Origin of the sequence: Pseudobacteroides cellulosolvens ATCC 35603 = DSM 2933, assembly GCF_001262605.1 — a bacterium.
In the GTDB taxonomy this organism is placed as follows: domain Bacteria; phylum Bacillota; class Clostridia; order Acetivibrionales; family DSM-2933; genus Pseudobacteroides; species Pseudobacteroides cellulosolvens.
In genome coordinates this window covers 5,495,042-5,513,083 of sequence record NZ_LGTC01000001.1, presented here as the reverse complement: position 1 = coordinate 5,513,083, position 18,042 = coordinate 5,495,042, and the positions used below count along the sequence as shown (strand labels likewise).

Below are 18,042 nucleotides of genomic sequence, written 5' to 3'. Positions count from 1 at the left end.
GGGTTGTAGATGGAATTCATAACAGCAAAAACAATAATATCCGGCTATTCGGAAAACAACTCCTGGTTTGGCAATAACTATAATATGAATATCTATAAAGGCTGCAGCCATGGTTGCATTTACTGTGACAGCAGAAGTGAGTGCTACAGAGTCGATAATTTTGATAATGTAAGAGCGAAGGAAAATGCTCTTGCCCTAATTGAGCGTGAACTAAAATCAAAGCGAAAGAAGGGTGTTGTTGGAACAGGAGCCATGAGTGATCCATACAATCCATTTGAAAAAGAATACAAACTTACAAGAGGTGCTTTGGAACTTATTAACCGCTTCGGGTTTGGTGTATCAATTGCTACAAAAAGCGATTTAATTATTCGGGATATTGACATTATAAAGGAAATATCAAAACATTCTCCTGTATTGATAAAAATTACGGTTACAGCGGCTGATGATACCTTATGTAAGACGATTGAACCTCATGTAGCCCCTTCCTCCCAAAGGTTTGAAGCAATTAGAGAACTTTCTCGTGAAGGTATTTTTACAGGAGTATTAATGATGCCCATACTTCCATTTATAGAAGATACTGATGATAATATTAAAAGCATCATAGAACTTGCACAAAAAAGCGGAGCAAAATTTATTTTCCCTGCCTTGGGTGTAACTCTAAGGCAGAATCAAAGAGATTGGTATTATAAAAAACTGGATGAACTATTTCCTAAGGTTAAAGAGAAATATATAAAAAATTATGGGAATTCATATGAATGCCGTTCACTTGAAGCAAAGAAACTATGGAATCTGTTTCAGAATAGATGCAATGAATATGGGATTCTTTACAAAATGAATGATATAATAATGGAATATAAGAAATCCTACCAAACGGCCCAAATTTCATTATTTTGATAATGTATATATGTTATGAAAAAGATTTTACATAAGCAAATGCAGTTGGATCGTCTGCATTTGCATTATAAAAAAGAATTTTTCGCAACATATGAACCAAGGAAAATGTTTTGCAATAAAAAAGTGTAAAATGATTATTGCAAAACATATAGAAGGCATTAAGTTGAAAATATTTAAGCAAATAATTAGTCAAAGAGGATTTTATGAAAGTAGTTTTTTAAATATTCCTACCATCATAGTTGTGTTTGTATATAATATACCTTACAATATGGTCTGGGGTGAGAATTATGAAATCTAATGAAAATAGAATTTTTTTAATGTCTAGGAAGTTATGGTGTATACTACGCCATAATTTGGTATTCACTTTGACAATCCAAATTATAATGGCTGTTTATACATTGGTCATTAGACCTTACTTAATGAGAACAGCAGCGACGGTTAACCCGGAGTTGATTTTTTCCGGGATTATTTTTCTGGCTTTAGTCTTATTTTTGGTAATGTTCATTGCAGTTGGTTTATTTACATTTTTTATTTGGATATTTTTTAGAAGAAAACGAAATTTAACTTCACTGATATTAAGATTAAGACGGCTGGGAACTTGGACGGTAACTTTAGTAATAAATCTTCTAATTTTAATAGCATTATCTCAAAAGATGAGTTATACACCGCCTATTCTTGACAACTCAGGAAAAGTACTGGAAGGAAGTATTGCTGAACTTAGTCAAATAGACATCAATGGAAGTAAACAATGGATAACAATTAGGGGAAACAGCACCCAAAAACCTATATTGTTATTTTTAGCAGGGGGGCCTGGGGGAAGTCAATTAGCTGCAACTAGAATCGAGTTAAAAGAGTTGGAGAAACATTTTATTGTTGTAAATTGGGACCAGCCGGGTTCAGGGAAATCATTCAATGCTGTTAACAAAAAAGAACTGACAGTTCAACGTTATATAAATGATGGAATAGAGCTTACTAAATATTTAGAAAAGAGATTTAATAAAGATAAGGTATATGTGGTAGGAGAGTCTTGGGGAAGTGCATTAGGATTATTTTTAGTAAAAGAACGCCCAGAACTTTATTATGGATTTATTGGAACAGGGCAGATGGTAAATTTTCTGGAAACAGAAAAGATGGATTATGAACTAGCAAAAAAGCGGGCAAAGGAAAACGGGGATTTGGATGTTGTTGAGAAACTTAATAAGCAAGGTCCGCCGCCCTATTACGGAAGTGATGTTACATGGAAGGCAGCCTCTTATTTAATGTATTTGAGCAACGAGATGGCTAGAAATCCTAAGATATCAAATGCAGGATACAATACATTTTCTGAAGTTGGTGCTCCTGAGTATGGAATCTACGATAAGATTAACTATTTCAGAGGGGTTGTTACTACGTTTAACCATGTTTACCCTCAGTTATACAATAAGGATTTACGAAATGAGGCAGTTAAAATAGATGTACCTGTACACTTTTTAATTGGCAGACATGATATTAACGCTCCTACTGTTTTAGCAGAGGATTATTATAATAAATTGATGGCTCCATTTAAAGAGCTGGTTTGGTTTGAACATTCAGGCCATGACCCCTGGAGAAATGAATCGGATAAATTTGTTCAGTCATTAATAAATATTAGTTTAAAAAACAAGTAAGGGTGAGGTATAAAATGGATCAGAATATTGTTCGATGTGCATGGTGTACAAATGATGAAATATATCAAAAATATCACGACTTGGAGTGGGGGAGACCGCTTCATGACGATAACAGGCTTTTTGAAATGCTTATTCTTGAGGGTATGCAGGCAGGCCTTAGCTGGCTGACTATTCTGAAAAAGAGGGAAGCCTTTAGGAAGGCATTTGATAACTTCGATATAGAAAAGATAATTAAATATGATGACTGCAAAATGGATGCTCTTATGCAAAATAAAGATATTATTAGAAATAGATTAAAAATTCAATCAGTCAAACAAAATGCAATTTGCTTTAAAAAGGTGCAGAGCATGCATGGAAGCTTTGATGCTTTTATATGGAATTATGTTGGAAATAATCAGATTGTAAATTCGTGGGATAAAATATCCAGTATTCCTGCTTCTACAAACCTTTCTGATAAAATAAGCAAAGATATGAAAAAGCTTGGGTTTAAGTTTATCGGTTCTACCATTATATATGCTTTTATGCAAGCGATAGGTATGGTTAATGACCACACAACAGACTGCTTTTTGTATAATAAAATAGATATAGATGGTACATCAAAAAAATGATTATATTTATGACATGCAGTTGTCAACTTAAGAGTAGTATACTGACTTCATTAAATATGAAAAGAGGTATATGATAATGAATTACGAGTTAGTACAGATTGAAGAAAAAGTAGTAGCAGGGTTAAGAATTAGAACCAGTAACAGTGATAAAAACATGTGTGATGATATTGGTATGATATGGCAAAAGTTTTTTGCAGCTGGAATTTATCAATCAATAGACAGCAAGAAAAATAATAAAAGCATAGGGCTTTATACAAATTATGAAAATGGTACCAATGGAGCATATGATGTAATGGTTTGTTGTGAAGTACATAAAAATTCAACCCTGCCTGATAATGTGCAATCCGAAATCATTCCTGCAGGGAAATACGCAAAGTTTATTATTTATGGACATGCACAAAAAGCGGTTGCAGAATTTTGGACTAAGCTTTGGAATATGGACTTAGATAGAAAATATAGCTGTGATTTTGAAGAATATCAAGGCAGCGATATGGAAAATGCGGAAATACATATATACATTTCTTTGAATTAAGAGGAGAAATAAAGTCCCACAGCAATTGTAAAACGTAAACATATGTGGTATTATATAGATGAATATCATGAATGGAGGTTTCTTAAAAATGGGTGCTATTTATATGAGATTCCGGTTTAATACTTTATGCAACTAATTTAATAGTTCTTAAAGACTCTGCATGTGTGTGGAGTAATCAGGATTGGTCTGCCTATTTTTAAGATAAACTTTATTAACAATGGAAAATTCATAATTGCATATGCCATATAGGTATGCACTTGAAGGATTGTTATAGAGGGTGAGACAAAATCTACCCTCTTTTTGTATGTTTTAAAATAGAAGCTGGCTATAATAGATATTAATAATTTGTAATGTGCTTGAAATTACAGCCTTTTGAGGAGGAATAAAAATATGTCTAAAGAAAAAAGTATTGGTCAAGATGTAGTAAATGCCGATTGGAAGAAAAAAATAATACTCTTTTTGGCCAGTCAGACAATATCACTTTTTGGCTCATCATTGGTTCAATACGCAATTGGATGGTATATAACATTGAAAACACAATCGGGTGTTATGATGACAATATCAATTATTTGCGGATTTTTGCCGACATTTTTCCTATCACCGTTTGCAGGGGTGTGGGCGGACCGTTATAACCGTAAAATACTTATCATTTTGTCCGATTCTATGATCGCTTTATCCACCTTTGGTATCGCTATTTTATTTATGATGGGATATGATGCACCTTGGTTACTGTTTGTAGTATCTGCAGTAAGAGCTCTTGGAACTGCTGTTCAGACGCCGGCTGTAGGAGCTTTTATTCCTCAACTTGTACCTGAGGATAAGCTTACTAAGGTGAATGCAGCAAACAGCAGTATACAGTCAATGATTATGCTGGTTTCTCCCATGCTTAGCGGTGTATTACTAACAATAGCTACCATGGAAACTATATTTTTTATAGATGTTTTTACTGCAGCTTCGGCAGTTTTGGTATTGCTCTTGTTTTTACATGTGCCTACACATGCAAAAGCATTGGAAAAGCAAACGACCAGCTATTTCAGTGATATGTATGAAGGCTACAGGTATATAAGAAATCATGGATTTGTGAAGAAGATATTCATGTATTGCGGAATCTTTTTTATATTAGCAGCTCCCATTGCATTTCTGACGCCATTACAGGTGACACGAAGTTTTGGCAGCGATGTTTGGAGGTTAACAGCAATTGAGATTGTATTTTCCGGGGGTATGATGCTTGGCGGTATCGTTATGGCATTCTGGGGTGGATTTAAGAATAAGATTCACACAATGGTTCTATCTACACTAATAACAGGACTTGGTACTTTTGCCCTTGGAGTTGCTCCGATTTTTTGGATTTATTTAAGTTTCATGGGATTAGTGGGAATTGTCATGCCTATGTTTAATACACCATTTACTGTTTTATTGCAGCAAAAAGTAGAAGAGAATTTTCTAGGCAGGGTATTTGGTGTTTTGAGTATGATATCAAGTATTATGATGCCATTAGGGATGTTGGTATTTGGACCGGTATCCGATTTTATAAAAATAGAATGGTTATTAATTGGTACAGGTATACTAATGCTTATTGAGTCGTTTTTTATGTTTGTTGACAAGGTGCTGATCGATGCTGGAAAGCCAATATAAGTTATATAAAAAGAGGTTGTGGGATACCCCTCAACCTCTTTTAGACTTTCATCTATTATCTAATGTCATTGATGCCAGCCATTCCATTATTGTTGTTGTCTTACCGTTAATTGTTGTTTCACATTCGTTGTTGTAAACATATATCCATGAAAAATGTCCATCGTATTCAAAGGCCGTACCATCGGCATTTTTATATAAGCCGGAAGTATCGTGTACATCTTCAAATAAAGTATAGCAAACATTTTTTGCCCCAACATCGATTAAGCGTTCGTAAGTAGGTGTTGTAAACTCCGCTGGTGGTAATGTAGGGTCTGTCTTGGCAGCAGTAAACCATATTGGAACATCTTTCATTTTCAGGATTTGTTCATCGGTGATTAAAACATCTATTAAACCTTCACATACTGGAAATGCAGCTGCAAAGTATTCAGGATAATCGCGAATCATCAGCATTGTCATATACCCGCCGCTGGAGCATCCGCCAATATAAACTCTGTTTGGATCAATGTCTTTGTTTTTAGAAACATAATCTTTTATAAAGGCCATAAGTGCTTTTTCATATTTGGATGTTCCATCTGCAATTCCTGTAAAACCATCCATCCAGTAAGTGTTTGCCTGAGGAACCAAGACATAAGCTCCTCCAAAATAGGATTGAATTTCTTTTGAAGATAAGTTTACGGATTTGTTAGCGGAAAGAGGTAGGGTTGCATCTGTACCGCCTTCTCCCCAGCCATGCAGCCATATAATTAACGGATTCTTTTTATGGTCTTTTGAGGGTTTATAATCTGCATATGTAAAAGTGATATCATCATAAGATGATTTTCCTATTGAGAAATCATCAACAAGTTTTCTCGTTTCTCCAGCATGTTTACTGACTACTAAACCTTTAATTTTACATGGACCAAAACCAATATCTTTTACCTGAGTAATTTTATAATTATAATCAATCCATGAATTAAACCCTTCATAATAGTTGATAGGTGAACTTAATGACACATTTGGTCCAATTTCCATCTCTAACACTGCATATTTTCCCACTAGAGCCGGGGTTCCATTTCTATCGGAAACATAAGCTTTTGTTATTGTCCTGTAACCTTCTTCCAATAATGGAGTTGCAATTCTGGCATCACTTCTTGAAACAAATACTGTGAAAGTGTCCTTGCTTACGGAACCTTGTACTACCGGTTTACCTAAATCAATAATTACTTTTGTAGATGCAGCACCCCAATCAAAAATTTCTGTAACAGTACGATAGTTAGTTTGGCGTACCGGTGTTTGCCTGGCAGCCGCATTCATGTTAAAAGATAGAGTAACAGCAGCTGTTAGAATAAGTAACATTACAATTCTAACAGGGTTTTTAATTCTTTTTGACATTTCTTCTACCCCCTTTAATTTAGTGTACTTGTAGCATTGTGTATATAGCTGCGAACAAAAAAATAACTTCCGCTATTATTTTGGCTTTTGTGTTGACTTAGCTCGTCAACACTCGCGTAGAAAGCGGAATAATTTTTCATTCATGCCTTAATTATAATCCATAGATTATGTTATATAAATAGTTTATGTAAAATTTTGATATATTTAACCGGAGTAGTGGTTTTTTACACAAATAAGATGAATGTCGTTCTGAATCATTGTAAAAAATATATATAGCATCAAATATTAATTTTCTTAATGTCTGGGAAACTATGGTATATTCTACACCACAATTTCTTATGACAACAAATCAAGGTTGCAAAATCATTCGTGATTTTGTTCAAAATTGCATGAGGAGCGATTGAATTATGAAATTTTGTTGGTGTACACTTACGGTTAAAAATATGGAGGACTCTTTAAGGTTTTATCAAGAAATTGTGGGACTGCCTATTAATAAAAGGTTTACAGCCGGTTCGGAAACTGAGATTTGTTTCTTGGGTGATGGAGAAACAAAAGTTGAACTTATTTGCAATGCAAAAAACGAAGTATTAAATGAATGTAACAGCATTACGCTGGGTTTTGAAGTAGATTCTGTTGATAACATGATGGAGTTTATAAAAGAGAAAGGATTAAAAATTGATAGCGGACCTTTTCAGCCAAATCCCACTATCAAATTTTTCTATGTAAGGGATCCGAACAACATTAAAATACAATTTGTTCAAAGCATGTAATCTTAGTAAAGCTATTTGAAGGGGATTCCATCATAATTATAAATTAATTAGTTCATCTACCCTTTCATGCACATGATGGTAATGACCCTTCAGATGGTCGACATAATGAATCATTAATTCTTCTAATGTTATAAAATCTTTATCTTCAAACCATTTTACTTTCCATTTATGTGTTAATTGATTATCATCAACTTCTTCAATAATTCCAATGAGAAGCTTATTAAAGAAATAAAACAAATTCATTAACTCATTAAATCTCATATTTTGATGGTGCTGTGCTTTAAGCCATTCTTCATTATTATAATCTGGAAAGCTTATTTCCTCTGAGATTTTCATTCTGACGAATCTTTGATGATTATTTGATGCGGAGTCGATTAAATGACCGATTATTTCTTTAATGGACCACTTATCCCTAGAAATCTTAACAGTTGTTATCTCTTCATCTAGATTATAAAAATCGTTTTTAAATTTTTCTATTAATTCTTCCATTTGCTGTGCTAACATTTTCATAACTATCCCTCCACAAAGTATCTGTTTTTTATCTGTTATTTTCTTTTGTATTTACAGCAAACTATTTTTCCTCAATTTTTTATTATATCACTTTTTTACTCGGAATGCTATAAAATGGATTTTCATTTTTTGTATTCTTATATAAGATATATGGGGATGCGGCAATTGATACTCATTAATTAGATTGTTATAATTGATATTATAATAAATGTGCTAATATAACAAATATAAAAAGCAGGTGGTATTCATATGAAGAGTTCAAGACCAAAACTTAAAATTCCTTTAACTATCCCGGAGATCATAATTGAAGGCATATGTGCCATGGTCTTTATTGGAACAGCAATATTTATGATGTTAAAGCTTAATGACTTACCGGAAAAAATTCCGACACATTTTGGAATTTGCGGTAGGCCGGACGGATGGGGCGGAAAAGGCGGTTTGAATGCTCTGTTTATTGTGAATTTAGCTTTGTATACGTTATTAACTATATTAGGAAGATTTCCTCATATTTTTAATTATTTATGTGAGATAACTGAAGACAATGCTAAATTCCAGTATACCAATTCAAGAACCCTAATTAGATTTATTAAAACAGAAATAACAGTACTGTTTTCCTATATGTTGTGGGTTTCTGTCTGGGTAGCTGAAGGCAAAATGGAAGGAGTAGGTGTTGCATTTTTACCGGTAGTTCTTATTGTTCTTTTCGGAACGGTTGCGTTTTTTACTTTCAGGATGATAAGGGGCAAATAGGTCAGAAGTTATAATTTTTCCCGTCTTACACAAATTGCTATAATTTGATAAAGATTTCTTTAAATTACCTTTAAAGGATGGTAAAATTATTTATATATTGTAGATGACAGAAAATATGTTATCTACAATATGCAATTCATTTTATAATTTTATAAAGGGGAATGATAAGATGGGAAAAAAATTAACACTTTTACTGGCAATTGTTTTGATTTTTGCCATGATTGTGCCTCCGGTGTATTCAAATGCAGCGAATCCACCTGATGGTTACAGAAGATTGCTTGATGTGCAGATATTTAAAAATACTGCTGTCGGAGGCTGGACCGGAAGCGGAGCTGGGGAAATTGAAACAGTGGACAGCACCTTGCCGCTTGATACTACAGAAACCTATAATGATCTACCATCACTGAGACTTAACATATCAAAGCCTGTCAATTCAGGATGGTGGGTATCTCTTTTAACACTTAGGGGATGGAATTCTCACGACATTTCACAATATGTTCAAAATGGATACTTAGAATTTAACATAAAGGGTAAAGAAGGAGGAGAAGATTTTGTTATCGGCTTCAGGGATAAGGTTTATGAACGTGCAGGAGGCCTTGAAGTTGATGTGAAAATTGCAGTATCCAAATATATCGAGACTACAACTGATTGGCAGCATGTTAAAATACCTCTTAAGGATATTACAGCACTTAACGAAAAATTTGATCCATCCTCAGTTACATGTCTGGTTATAGACAAGGTTAATATCAGCCCATTTACAGTTTGGCTAAATGATATAAAAATAACTTCTCCTGATAATGAGAAAGCAGCACCTGCCATTAAGGTCAACCAGTTGGGCTTCATACCCGAAAGCGAGAAGTATGCTCTGGTTACAGGGTTTCCGGAAGATCTTACTGCTTCCCAAGATACAGAATTTCAGGTGAAGAAAGTATCTGACAATACTGTTGTATTTAAGAAAAATCTAACCCTTGTTTCAGAATTTGAAGCTGTGGATTCAGGTGAAAAGGTATTAAAGGCCGATTTCAGCGAATTCAAAACACCCGGTGAATATTACATAACTGTTTCGGCTTCAGGCATTGATGCTTCGCCGAAGTTTAAAATAGGACAAGATATTTATAAGGAACTCATAACAGACTCAGCAAGGTATTTCTACTATCAGCGTCAGGGGATTGAGCTTGAAGAGCCTTATGCAGATGGGTTCCCAAGAAGTGATAAAACTCCTCAGGATTCAATAGCATCCTTTGCTTCCGGCAAAAAATCACCTGTAGATGTTTCAAAGGGATGGCACGATGCCGGTGACTATGGGAAATATGTAAATGCAGGGGCATCAGGACTTTCAGATCTTTTCTGGGCTTATGAAATGTTTCCTTCACAGTTTTCCGACAATCAGTTTAACATACCTGAAAGCACAAACAGTATACCTGATATTTTAGATGAATGCAGGTGGGAACTGGAATGGATGCTTAAAATGCAGGATGCTGCAAGCGGTGGGTTTTATCCAAGAGTTCAGTCAGATAGTGACGAAAATGTTAAGGCAAGAATAATCAGGGACCAAAATGGATGCACAACTGACGATACTGCTTGTGCAGCGGCTATTTTGGCACAGTCCTACCTTTTATACAAGGATTACGACAAAACATTTGCTGATCAATGTCTTGATTCAGCTAAAAAGGCATGGGAGTTTTTAGAGAAGAATCCTTCAAACATAGTATCACCGCCTGGTCCATACAATGTAAGCAATGACAGCAGTGACAGGCTCTGGGCTGCAGCATCGCTGTACAGATCAACATCTGATGAAAAATATCACTCATATTTTAAAAACAACTACACAAAATTTGAATCAAAGTTTACAGATTCATATGGCTATGGGCATACTTGGGGAGATATGTGGTACACAGCATTTATGTGCTATCTCAAAGCAGATTCAAAAGATACTCAGGTTGAGGGCTGGATCAATACTCAATATGACAAATGGATAAATAAAATCGTAACAAGATATAATGATAACCCATGGAAAAATGCTATTGTTCCTGGAAATTACTTCTGGGGTATAAATATGCAGGTTATGAATACTCCAATGGATGCAATTATCGGTGCAAAGCTGCTGGGAAAATCGAATGAATCCATAAGCACAATGGGATTTGGTTCACTTAACTGGCTGCTTGGTACAAACCCTCTTAGATATAGCTTTGTTTCAGGTTATGGTGAAGACTCCACAAAAGGTGTTTTCAGTAACATATACAACAACGATGGTAAGGCTGGAATACCTGACGGATATATGCCTGGCGGACCTAATGCTTTTGAAGGTGCAGGATTATCAAGGTTTGCTGCAAAGTGCTATGCAAGAAGTTCAAATGACTGGGTGGCAAATGAACACACAGTTTACTGGAATTCAGCATTGGTATTTATGGCAGCGTTTGCTAATAACACCGCACCTGCAGCAGATAAAATAACAGTTTCAGGTTATGTGAAGTCCAGTGTAGAGTCTGTGAACAGTTATATAAATGAAGGGTTTAAGGTTGAATTGAAATCAAGCGGCGGTTACAGTTTTACTGCAACAACATCAGGTACAAATGGATTTTTTAAGTTGGAAAACGTAAATATGATAAGAGGATTTTACAACTTGAGCATATCAAAGCCCGGATATCTAACAAGAAATATAAAAGATTTATTGGGAAGCAAAAATCATATTATAGGAAGTGCTTCTTCACCCGTTGTAATGCTGGCCGGAGATATTCCAAATTCAAGCGGCATGCAGGATGGTGCAATAAACATGAAGGATGTTGTGGAAATTGCAAAAGTCTTCAACACAGTAAAGGGTGAAGAGCAATATAATCCTGTATGTGATTTTGATATGGATGATTCGATAAATATTAAAGATGTTATTCAACTAGCTGTTAATTTTGGTGCCGTATCAGAAGAATATCCTGAAATTATTGTAGAATAAACAAGTATAAGAAACCCACAAAGGGATGAGACATTACCTTTGTGGGTTTTTACTTCTTATAAACTATTCTCGTATCTGATATGGAATCATACCAGAAGTTTCTGCTTCCCGTATGGCTAAACATTTGTTTTATAATAGACAATCCAAGAATGGCCCTCAAAATAAAACGAACTGTTGCTCTTGAAAATGAAATTCTATTGCAATTCTTATCTACTACACAAGTTTTACAGATAATTTTTCCAATAGTTCCTTTAAATTTTGAACTTTCAAATAATGCATTATATAACCATAGTGAGAGAAATAAGAATATTATTTGATATGTTGTTACTTCGTCAAGTTCAAACTTTACAAAGAAATTATTTAAATAATATAAAGCTCCAATAACCCCGCAAATAATTAATAAATCTAGTAATGATGCCAAGAGCCTTGTAAATGAATCAACATTTTTTTCTTCTTCAACAATGAATTTTGGCTTGTTATTTTCCAAAGCGATATTACAATCATTGCATATTTTAAAGCCATCTTGATACTTACACCCACATTTTGGACAGTGCATTGCTTCCTCCTATTTGTCAAATCACTTTATTACCTATTTTATCACTATAAAACTAAATTTTCTATAGAATGGATTTATACAGTAACAGAATACAGCTATGCCTATGCTGGTAATAATGCTATACTAAAAATAGGCATTTCAGTAATCAGCTTCTATAAAATATCAGCAATATACGAAAAGAGAGGTGTCCTATGAAAAATAAGAATTTAATTAATATTCTTGTTTTGTTGATAGTGATAGGGTCTTTAGTTTGCAGCTTAGCGGGCTTGTTTTGGAAAGGTGGAAATGGTCAATATGAGTTTAAATCCATTAACAACGAAATTATAAAAATTACAGGCTCGGGCATTTATAAAAATGATTCTGTATCAATTACAGCTCAAGGTAAAGCAATTGATATAGTTACATTGGTCTTGGGCATACCGGTACTTTTGATTTCCCTATACTTTGCAAATAGAAGATCTTTTCGAGGAAGGTTAATTCTGACGGGAACAATAGGTTATTTCCTTTATACCTACATGTCATACACATTCTTATGGATGTATAATCCTCTTTTTATCGTTTATGTTTTTTTAATGTCGAGCAGCCTGTTTATATTTATTCTATTAATGATGTCATTTGATATGGAAAACATTAGCTTATATTTTGATAAAAGGCTACCGATAAAATTCTTAGGTGGGTTCCAAATATTTATTGCTTTTGCAGTAGGTATGTTATGGTTGGGGAAAATCGCTCCGTCAATTTTTTCCGATGCTGTGCCAGTTGGCCTTGAACATTACACTACCTTGGTAATTCAAGGAATGGATTTGGGGTTTGTAGTTCCCACTGCTGTTTTATCAGGGGTATTGATTATTAAAAAAAAGCCGCTGGGTTATTTATTGTCATCCATCGTCATAATTAAGGGCATTACTTTATTAGCTTCGATTACGGCTGGAATGGTATATTTAGCAATGGATAATGTTAGTGTGAATATGGTCGAGGTTGGTGTTTTTTCGTTTTTTGACATATTAGCTGTTTTTGCATTGGTTCTATTGATGAAAAATATAAAGGTTCCTTCCGAAAATCGGTTGGGCTAAGAATAGGAATGATTAAAATGAAAAAAATATTAATTATTGAGGCTAGTCCAAGGAATGGTTTTTGCAAATCTATTAGTGATGACATTGTAAAGGATCTTGCCGGAAAGTATGAATATGAAGTCCTTACCTTGAGGAATCTTACTATTAATTTGTGCAAAGGCTGTGCAGCTTGCCTTATTGCAGGGAGTTCAAAATGTCCTCTGAGAAGTGATGATGCTGTAAAAGCTTTAGAAAAATTTATATGGGCTGACGGTATAATATATGTGATTCCAAACTATGCTCTAAGTGTACCGGCAAATCTAAAAAATCTTTTTGACAGGCTTTCATATGTATTTCATAGACCCAGGTTATTTCATAAAGTTTGTTTACCTATAATTGTACAGGGAGTTTATGGAGGAAAGAAAATCGCAGATTATGTTAATGAAGTTATGGAATTTTGGGGTATGCGGGGGATAAAAGGTATAGCTGTTACCGGAGGGGTTTATGCTAATAAAGCTAATCCATCTCAGTTGTTGCAAAAGGATAAGCAACTGATTAGATCGACTGTTGAAAAATTCCTGGCCCAAACTGATAAAGCTAAGATAAAAAGCCCGTCATTATTCAAACTAATAATCTTCAGAATGACAAGAGCAGCCATGAAATATAGTAATGACGCACTTCTACCCGATAAAGAGTATTATAGCAGGATGGGTTGGGGGGAATCCAACTATTACTATGATGTTAAACTAAACCCATTCAAATATACGATTGGGGTGCTTTGTGATAAATTTGCAAAACGGATGATAACTAAAGGGAAGTAAAAGAGATCCTTTTATATTATTTATTTGTACAATGTTCCAATCCTGATAAACAATTTGTCCATTTCTCATTAAAGAACCTAAAAAGAATGATAGTTTATTATTTATAAAATCATTAACATCGATATTTATCAACTTCGGATAAAAGTCATATTCAAAAGAATACATTATGTGTCTCCTATCATAACACATAAATAAAGATGTTTGCTTCATTTCTGAAATGAATTTTAAAGCTCGATTCTATTCATTGAAAATTCATAGGACTTTTGATAATGTATATTGTATAAGTGTAGAATCTTACAATGGATGGAAAACTTGGTACTTTGCTTTCCATATGATAAATATAAATTAAGCAGGCAAGTACCGGATTATAAGTTTAAAATATGAATAGCAGCCATAAAAAAATGAAAATATTGAATTGGAGTGAATAGGTGTTATGACAATGGATGAAATAATAAACTATTGCTTGTCAAAGCCAGGGGCTTATATTGATTTTCCTTTTGGGAGCATACCTATTTGTGTAAAGGTTCAAAAGAGGTTGTTTGCTCAAATGTATCCACATAAAGATGACTGTAAAATTACACTTAACTGTGATAGGATGACTGGAGAGTTTTACCGCAATTCATACCCAGATACAGTTGTACGGGGTTATCATTGTCCTAGGAATTTACAGCCGTATTTTAATACAATCCACCTTAACGGCATGGTTTCTGGTGATGAATTGAAAGCAATGATAGATCATTCTTATTCAACTGTAGTTAGAAAATTGCCCAAAAAGTTGCAAAAGGAATTGGAATTGGAAGGTGATAATATGACAGATATTACTTTAGAGTTACCAACAATTGAGCATGAATCTATGGCTAACCAATTCAAAGATGAATTCTTTGAGAACAATGAGAGGGTTATAAACGGAAGTGCTCTTTTTGATCAAATGGATTATAAGAAGTGGTTTGATAATAATGAGAGAAATAGAAACCCTGCAACTGTCAGCAATGACTGGGTTGCAGCTAGTACGTTTTTTGCTGTAAGGAAAAGTGATAATAAAATTATTGGGATGATAGATGTAAGGCACAATCTGAACAATAAATTTTTAGCGGACTATGGTGGCCATATTGGTTATGCTGTACGACCGAGTGAAAGGAGAAAGGGTTATGCAACATCTATGCTGAAAATGGCACTTGAATATGCAAAATCCTTATCCTTAAATAGGGTAATGCTTGGGTGCTACGCGGATAATATAGCATCCATCAAGACAATTGTTAAATGTGGCGGCAAACTTACTGAATCAAAGCAGTATGTTGATGGTAAACAAATGAATGTATATTGGATTGAAGTGAAATGAGGTGATAAGCCGATGGGATTAGAAAATATTAATCAATATATAAGAAGTGCAGAGCTGCGAAATGACAAAATAACATCCTTTGACAGGTATCCGTTTTGTCTCCCTATGGTCAAAAGCCTAAAAGAAATGAAGTTCCATCCAAATGTCACTTTTATAGTTGGTGAAAACGGGAGCGGAAAGTCAACAATACTTGAAGCCATTGCAGTAGCGTATGGATTCAATCCTGAAGGGGGAACAAAAAATTTTAATTTTTCCACAGCAAGCACTCACTCTGATCTATACGACTTTATCAGAATTGTAAAAGGAGTGAAAAGGCCAAGGAACGGGTTTTTTCTTCGGGCGGAAAGTTTGTACAATGTGGCATCAAATATTGACAAGTTGGATAAAGAATTTAGTGGCCCTAAAATAATTGATTCATATGGAGGCCGTTCTTTACACGAACAATCCCATGGGGAATCCTTTCTTGCAATTTTCATGAACAAATTCACTGGAAATGGATTATATATATTGGACGAACCTGAAGCGGCTTTGTCTCCTACCAGGCAAATGACTATGATTAGCAGGATGCATGAATTGGTAGAAAAGGGCTCACAGTTTTTAATTGCTACTCACTCACCAATAATAATGGCATACCCTAACTCTATAATATATGAAATAAAGGAAGAACTAAAGGTTGTAAAATATGAAGAAACTGAACATTATCAGGTTACTAAAGCATTTCTCAATAATACACAAAAAATGATTGATATATTATTAGATTAAAAGTGGATTGCTATTTATCAAGCCCTTATAAAAGAAGCTTTGATACAATAGAAGAAAGTGCAAGGGCACACGGAATGGATATTGTTACAGATGAGAGGTTTAGAGAGCGGGAAAAAGGCATAAATGGCAATGGACTTGATATGATCCGGAAGCGGTGGAGCGATTTTGATTATCATGAAGAAGGCGGAGAATCAATTCGCATGGTGCAAAAGCGTAATATTGAGGCACTATTGGAGGTATTGAATAATCATAACGGTAAAAGTATAGTTATTGGAACTCATGGCACTGCACTTAGCTCCATTTTCAATTATTTCAATCCGGCATATTGTTATGATGATTTTTTAAGAATTATTGATTATATGCCTTACATAATCCGTCTTGATTTTGAAGGAATAAATTGCACAGGTAAAGAGGAATTGTTAATTGTTCAGAAGGTGTTTGAAGGTTGATCATAATGGGCTGGAACCCTTTAGAAAAGGACATCATCTATTATTAGCAAGCGAGGTCAAGAAAAACAGACACTGGAATGATATCCTATAGTCAAGGAGGTGATAGCATGGAACGATGGGAATTGGTTGATGCAGTGCAGCGAATGCAGGACTATATTAATGACAATATAAATTCACCAATAACATTAAGCCAGTTGGCTAAGGCAGCAGGATATTCACAGTGGCATTGTGCAAGAATCTTTAAAGAGCTTATAGGTAAGACACCATTTGAATATATCAGAGCTTTAAGGCTAAGCAAAGCCGCCTTATTGCTGAGGGACAATCAGATAAAAGTTATTGATGTGGCGTTTGACTTTGTATTTGACTCACATGAAGGGTTTACAAGAGCTTTCATTAAACAGTTTGGAGTATCTCCCAAAAGATACAGTGATAGTCCTGAGCCAATACAACTATTCATGCCCTATCGTATACGTGATTATTACCTTACTCTGCATAAAGGAGAGATGAAAATGTCTGAGAAAAAAGCAACAAGCACAGTTTTTGTGCAGGTGGTTGAGAGGCCTGCGAGGAAATTGATACTGAAAAGAGGAATCAAGGCTACACACTATTTTGAGTATTGTGAAGAGGTTGGGTGTGATATCTGGGGGATGCTGTGCAGCATAAAGGAGGCAATGTATGAGCCTGTGGGCATGTGGCTGCCTGATAACATGATTAAGCCAGGAACATCCAAATATGTGCAAGGAGTAGAAATACCTCAGGATTATGCAGGAAAAATACCTGAGGGGTTTGAGATTATAGAGTTGCCGCCTTGTAAAATGATGGTTTTCCAGGGTGAACCGTATGATGATGAAAAGTTTGAAGAAGCAATTGAAGATTTATGGGAAGTAATGAAAAAATACAACCCTCAAATTTATGGCTTTGATTGGGCTGATGATGAGGCTCCAAGATTTCAGCTTGCACCGGAAGGCTATAGGGGATATATAGAAGCAAGACCGGTCAGGGAGTTAAATAAATAGAAAATATTTTGGTTAAAAAACACATCTATATAGGGTGTGTTTTTTTGCTTTTTACTATATTTTAATTATGAAAATAATGTGGGATAATAACTATATCAATAACAATAATTGATTGTTATATATACGACAACATTTGGAGGCAAAATATGTTTAAGCCAATAGACCATATAGCATTTACTGTTAAGGACCGTTTTAAATCTATAAATTTTTATGAAGAGCACTTTGGCTTCAAAAAATATTATGAAAACGATGTTCCTGTACCTACAATAGAAAAGATAGTTTATCTTAAATTGGGTGATAACGTTTTAGAGTTGATACACATGCCACTGATATAACAAATCAGGGATTCCATTTTTGTCTAGAAAGTGATAACTTTGACCAGGA

The 18,042-nt window shown here is 34.6% G+C and carries 18 protein-coding genes; 15 read left to right on the top strand and 3 right to left on the bottom strand.

Annotated elements, in window-relative coordinates:
• Positions 1–9: 9 nt before the first annotated feature.
• The 5 genes from Bccel_RS22815 to Bccel_RS22790 all read left to right on the top strand — a co-directional run bounded on the left by Bccel_RS22815 (position 10) and on the right by Bccel_RS22790 (position 5,315).
• Complete coding sequence (locus tag Bccel_RS22815; RefSeq protein WP_036935546.1) at positions 10–894, top strand: SPL family radical SAM protein; 885 nt, start codon at positions 10–12, stop codon at positions 892–894.
• A 287-nt stretch (positions 895–1,181) separates the two neighbouring features.
• The gene (locus Bccel_RS22805) at positions 1,182–2,540 is read left to right on the top strand and encodes an alpha/beta fold hydrolase (RefSeq protein WP_081926691.1); all 1,359 of its coding nucleotides are present in this window, start codon (positions 1,182–1,184) and stop codon (positions 2,538–2,540) included.
• Between the two features lie 14 nt (positions 2,541–2,554).
• Positions 2,555–3,148 (top strand): DNA-3-methyladenine glycosylase I, encoded by a 594-nt coding sequence (locus Bccel_RS22800; RefSeq protein ID WP_036935550.1) that lies wholly within the window; start codon positions 2,555–2,557, stop codon positions 3,146–3,148.
• Between the two features lie 76 nt (positions 3,149–3,224).
• Positions 3,225–3,680 (top strand): GyrI-like domain-containing protein, encoded by a 456-nt coding sequence (locus Bccel_RS22795; RefSeq protein WP_036935552.1) that lies wholly within the window; start codon positions 3,225–3,227, stop codon positions 3,678–3,680.
• 390 nt (positions 3,681–4,070) lie between these two features.
• On the top strand, positions 4,071–5,315 hold the full coding sequence (locus Bccel_RS22790) for an MFS transporter (RefSeq protein WP_152966075.1): 1,245 nt from the start codon (positions 4,071–4,073) through the stop codon (positions 5,313–5,315).
• A gap of 48 nt (positions 5,316–5,363) precedes the next feature.
• Here Bccel_RS22790 and Bccel_RS22785 read toward each other — a convergent pair whose 3' ends face one another.
• Positions 5,364–6,686 (bottom strand): prolyl oligopeptidase family serine peptidase, encoded by a 1,323-nt coding sequence (locus tag Bccel_RS22785; protein ID WP_036935554.1) that lies wholly within the window; start codon positions 6,684–6,686, stop codon positions 5,364–5,366.
• 407 nt (positions 6,687–7,093) lie between these two features.
• Between Bccel_RS22785 and Bccel_RS22780 the strand changes: the two genes are divergently transcribed.
• Positions 7,094–7,456, top strand: a complete 363-nt coding sequence (locus Bccel_RS22780) for a VOC family protein (protein WP_036935556.1) — start codon at positions 7,094–7,096, stop codon at positions 7,454–7,456.
• A gap of 36 nt (positions 7,457–7,492) precedes the next feature.
• Here the strand turns inward: Bccel_RS22780 and Bccel_RS22775 are convergent, their stop codons facing one another.
• A complete protein-coding gene (locus Bccel_RS22775; protein ID WP_036935558.1) occupies positions 7,493–7,966 on the bottom strand; it encodes a DinB family protein in 474 nt (157 codons plus the stop codon).
• 249 nt (positions 7,967–8,215) lie between these two features.
• Between Bccel_RS22775 and Bccel_RS22770 the strand changes: the two genes are divergently transcribed.
• Together Bccel_RS22770 and Bccel_RS22765 are read left to right on the top strand one after the other, a co-directional pair.
• Positions 8,216–8,716: a DUF1648 domain-containing protein gene (locus Bccel_RS22770; RefSeq protein WP_036935560.1), complete on the top strand. Its 501-nt coding sequence runs from the start codon at positions 8,216–8,218 to the stop codon at positions 8,714–8,716.
• 169 nt (positions 8,717–8,885) lie between these two features.
• Positions 8,886–11,663 carry a glycoside hydrolase family 9 protein gene (locus tag Bccel_RS22765; protein ID WP_081926693.1) on the top strand — a complete coding sequence of 926 codons (2,778 nt, stop codon included), beginning with the start codon at positions 8,886–8,888 and terminating at the stop codon, positions 11,661–11,663.
• 49 nt (positions 11,664–11,712) lie between these two features.
• Here the strand turns inward: Bccel_RS22765 and Bccel_RS22760 are convergent, their stop codons facing one another.
• Positions 11,713–12,219 (bottom strand): RDD family protein, encoded by a 507-nt coding sequence (locus tag Bccel_RS22760; RefSeq protein ID WP_050753758.1) that lies wholly within the window; start codon positions 12,217–12,219, stop codon positions 11,713–11,715.
• Positions 12,220–12,410: 191 nt separating this feature from the next.
• Here Bccel_RS22760 and Bccel_RS22755 point away from each other — a divergent pair, with 191 nt between their 5' ends.
• The 7 genes from Bccel_RS22755 (at position 12,411) to Bccel_RS22725 (ending at position 17,993) form a co-directional block, all read left to right on the top strand.
• A complete protein-coding gene (locus Bccel_RS22755; RefSeq protein ID WP_050753757.1) occupies positions 12,411–13,292 on the top strand; it encodes a hypothetical protein in 882 nt (293 codons plus the stop codon).
• A gap of 17 nt (positions 13,293–13,309) precedes the next feature.
• A complete protein-coding gene (locus tag Bccel_RS22750) occupies positions 13,310–14,092 on the top strand; it encodes a flavodoxin family protein (RefSeq protein ID WP_036935562.1) in 783 nt (260 codons plus the stop codon).
• Between the two features lie 439 nt (positions 14,093–14,531).
• Positions 14,532–15,431 carry a GNAT family N-acetyltransferase gene (locus Bccel_RS31760; protein ID WP_242853029.1) on the top strand — a complete coding sequence of 300 codons (900 nt, stop codon included), beginning with the start codon at positions 14,532–14,534 and terminating at the stop codon, positions 15,429–15,431.
• 12 nt (positions 15,432–15,443) lie between these two features.
• On the top strand, positions 15,444–16,193 hold the full coding sequence (locus Bccel_RS22740; RefSeq protein WP_036935564.1) for an AAA family ATPase: 750 nt from the start codon (positions 15,444–15,446) through the stop codon (positions 16,191–16,193).
• A 2-nt stretch (positions 16,194–16,195) separates the two neighbouring features.
• A complete protein-coding gene (locus tag Bccel_RS22735; protein WP_242853030.1) occupies positions 16,196–16,642 on the top strand; it encodes a histidine phosphatase family protein in 447 nt (148 codons plus the stop codon).
• Positions 16,643–16,749: 107 nt separating this feature from the next.
• Positions 16,750–17,658 carry an AraC family transcriptional regulator gene (locus Bccel_RS22730; protein WP_036935568.1) on the top strand — a complete coding sequence of 303 codons (909 nt, stop codon included), beginning with the start codon at positions 16,750–16,752 and terminating at the stop codon, positions 17,656–17,658.
• Between the two features lie 146 nt (positions 17,659–17,804).
• Positions 17,805–17,993 (top strand): VOC family protein, encoded by a 189-nt coding sequence (locus Bccel_RS22725; protein ID WP_050753755.1) that lies wholly within the window; start codon positions 17,805–17,807, stop codon positions 17,991–17,993.
• Positions 17,994–18,042: the final 49 nt, after the last annotated feature.

Bases quoted from the DNA above. Each gene is read 5' to 3' on its own strand.
- Bccel_RS22805 (WP_081926691.1), top strand. From the start codon at position 1,182: ATGAAATCTAATGAAAATAGAATTTTTTTAATGTCTAGGAAGTTATGG.
- Bccel_RS22785 (WP_036935554.1), bottom strand. From the start codon at position 6,686: ATGTCAAAAAGAATTAAAAACCCTGTTAGAATTGTAATGTTACTTATT.
- Bccel_RS22765 (WP_081926693.1), top strand. From the start codon at position 8,886: ATGGGAAAAAAATTAACACTTTTACTGGCAATTGTTTTGATTTTTGCC.
- Bccel_RS22780 (WP_036935556.1), top strand. From the start codon at position 7,094: ATGAAATTTTGTTGGTGTACACTTACGGTTAAAAATATGGAGGACTCT.
- Bccel_RS22775 (WP_036935558.1), bottom strand. From the start codon at position 7,966: ATGAAAATGTTAGCACAGCAAATGGAAGAATTAATAGAAAAATTTAAA.
- Bccel_RS22800 (WP_036935550.1), top strand. From the start codon at position 2,555: ATGGATCAGAATATTGTTCGATGTGCATGGTGTACAAATGATGAAATA.
- Bccel_RS22815 (WP_036935546.1), top strand. From the start codon at position 10: ATGGAATTCATAACAGCAAAAACAATAATATCCGGCTATTCGGAAAAC.
- Bccel_RS22770 (WP_036935560.1), top strand. From the start codon at position 8,216: ATGAAGAGTTCAAGACCAAAACTTAAAATTCCTTTAACTATCCCGGAG.
- Bccel_RS22790 (WP_152966075.1), top strand. From the start codon at position 4,071: ATGTCTAAAGAAAAAAGTATTGGTCAAGATGTAGTAAATGCCGATTGG.
- Bccel_RS22740 (WP_036935564.1), top strand. From the start codon at position 15,444: ATGGGATTAGAAAATATTAATCAATATATAAGAAGTGCAGAGCTGCGA.
- Bccel_RS22730 (WP_036935568.1), top strand. From the start codon at position 16,750: ATGGAACGATGGGAATTGGTTGATGCAGTGCAGCGAATGCAGGACTAT.
- Bccel_RS22725 (WP_050753755.1), top strand. From the start codon at position 17,805: ATGTTTAAGCCAATAGACCATATAGCATTTACTGTTAAGGACCGTTTT.
- Bccel_RS22750 (WP_036935562.1), top strand. From the start codon at position 13,310: ATGAAAAAAATATTAATTATTGAGGCTAGTCCAAGGAATGGTTTTTGC.
- Bccel_RS22755 (WP_050753757.1), top strand. From the start codon at position 12,411: ATGAAAAATAAGAATTTAATTAATATTCTTGTTTTGTTGATAGTGATA.
- Bccel_RS31760 (WP_242853029.1), top strand. From the start codon at position 14,532: ATGGATGAAATAATAAACTATTGCTTGTCAAAGCCAGGGGCTTATATT.
- Bccel_RS22760 (WP_050753758.1), bottom strand. From the start codon at position 12,219: ATGCACTGTCCAAAATGTGGGTGTAAGTATCAAGATGGCTTTAAAATA.
- Bccel_RS22795 (WP_036935552.1), top strand. From the start codon at position 3,225: ATGAATTACGAGTTAGTACAGATTGAAGAAAAAGTAGTAGCAGGGTTA.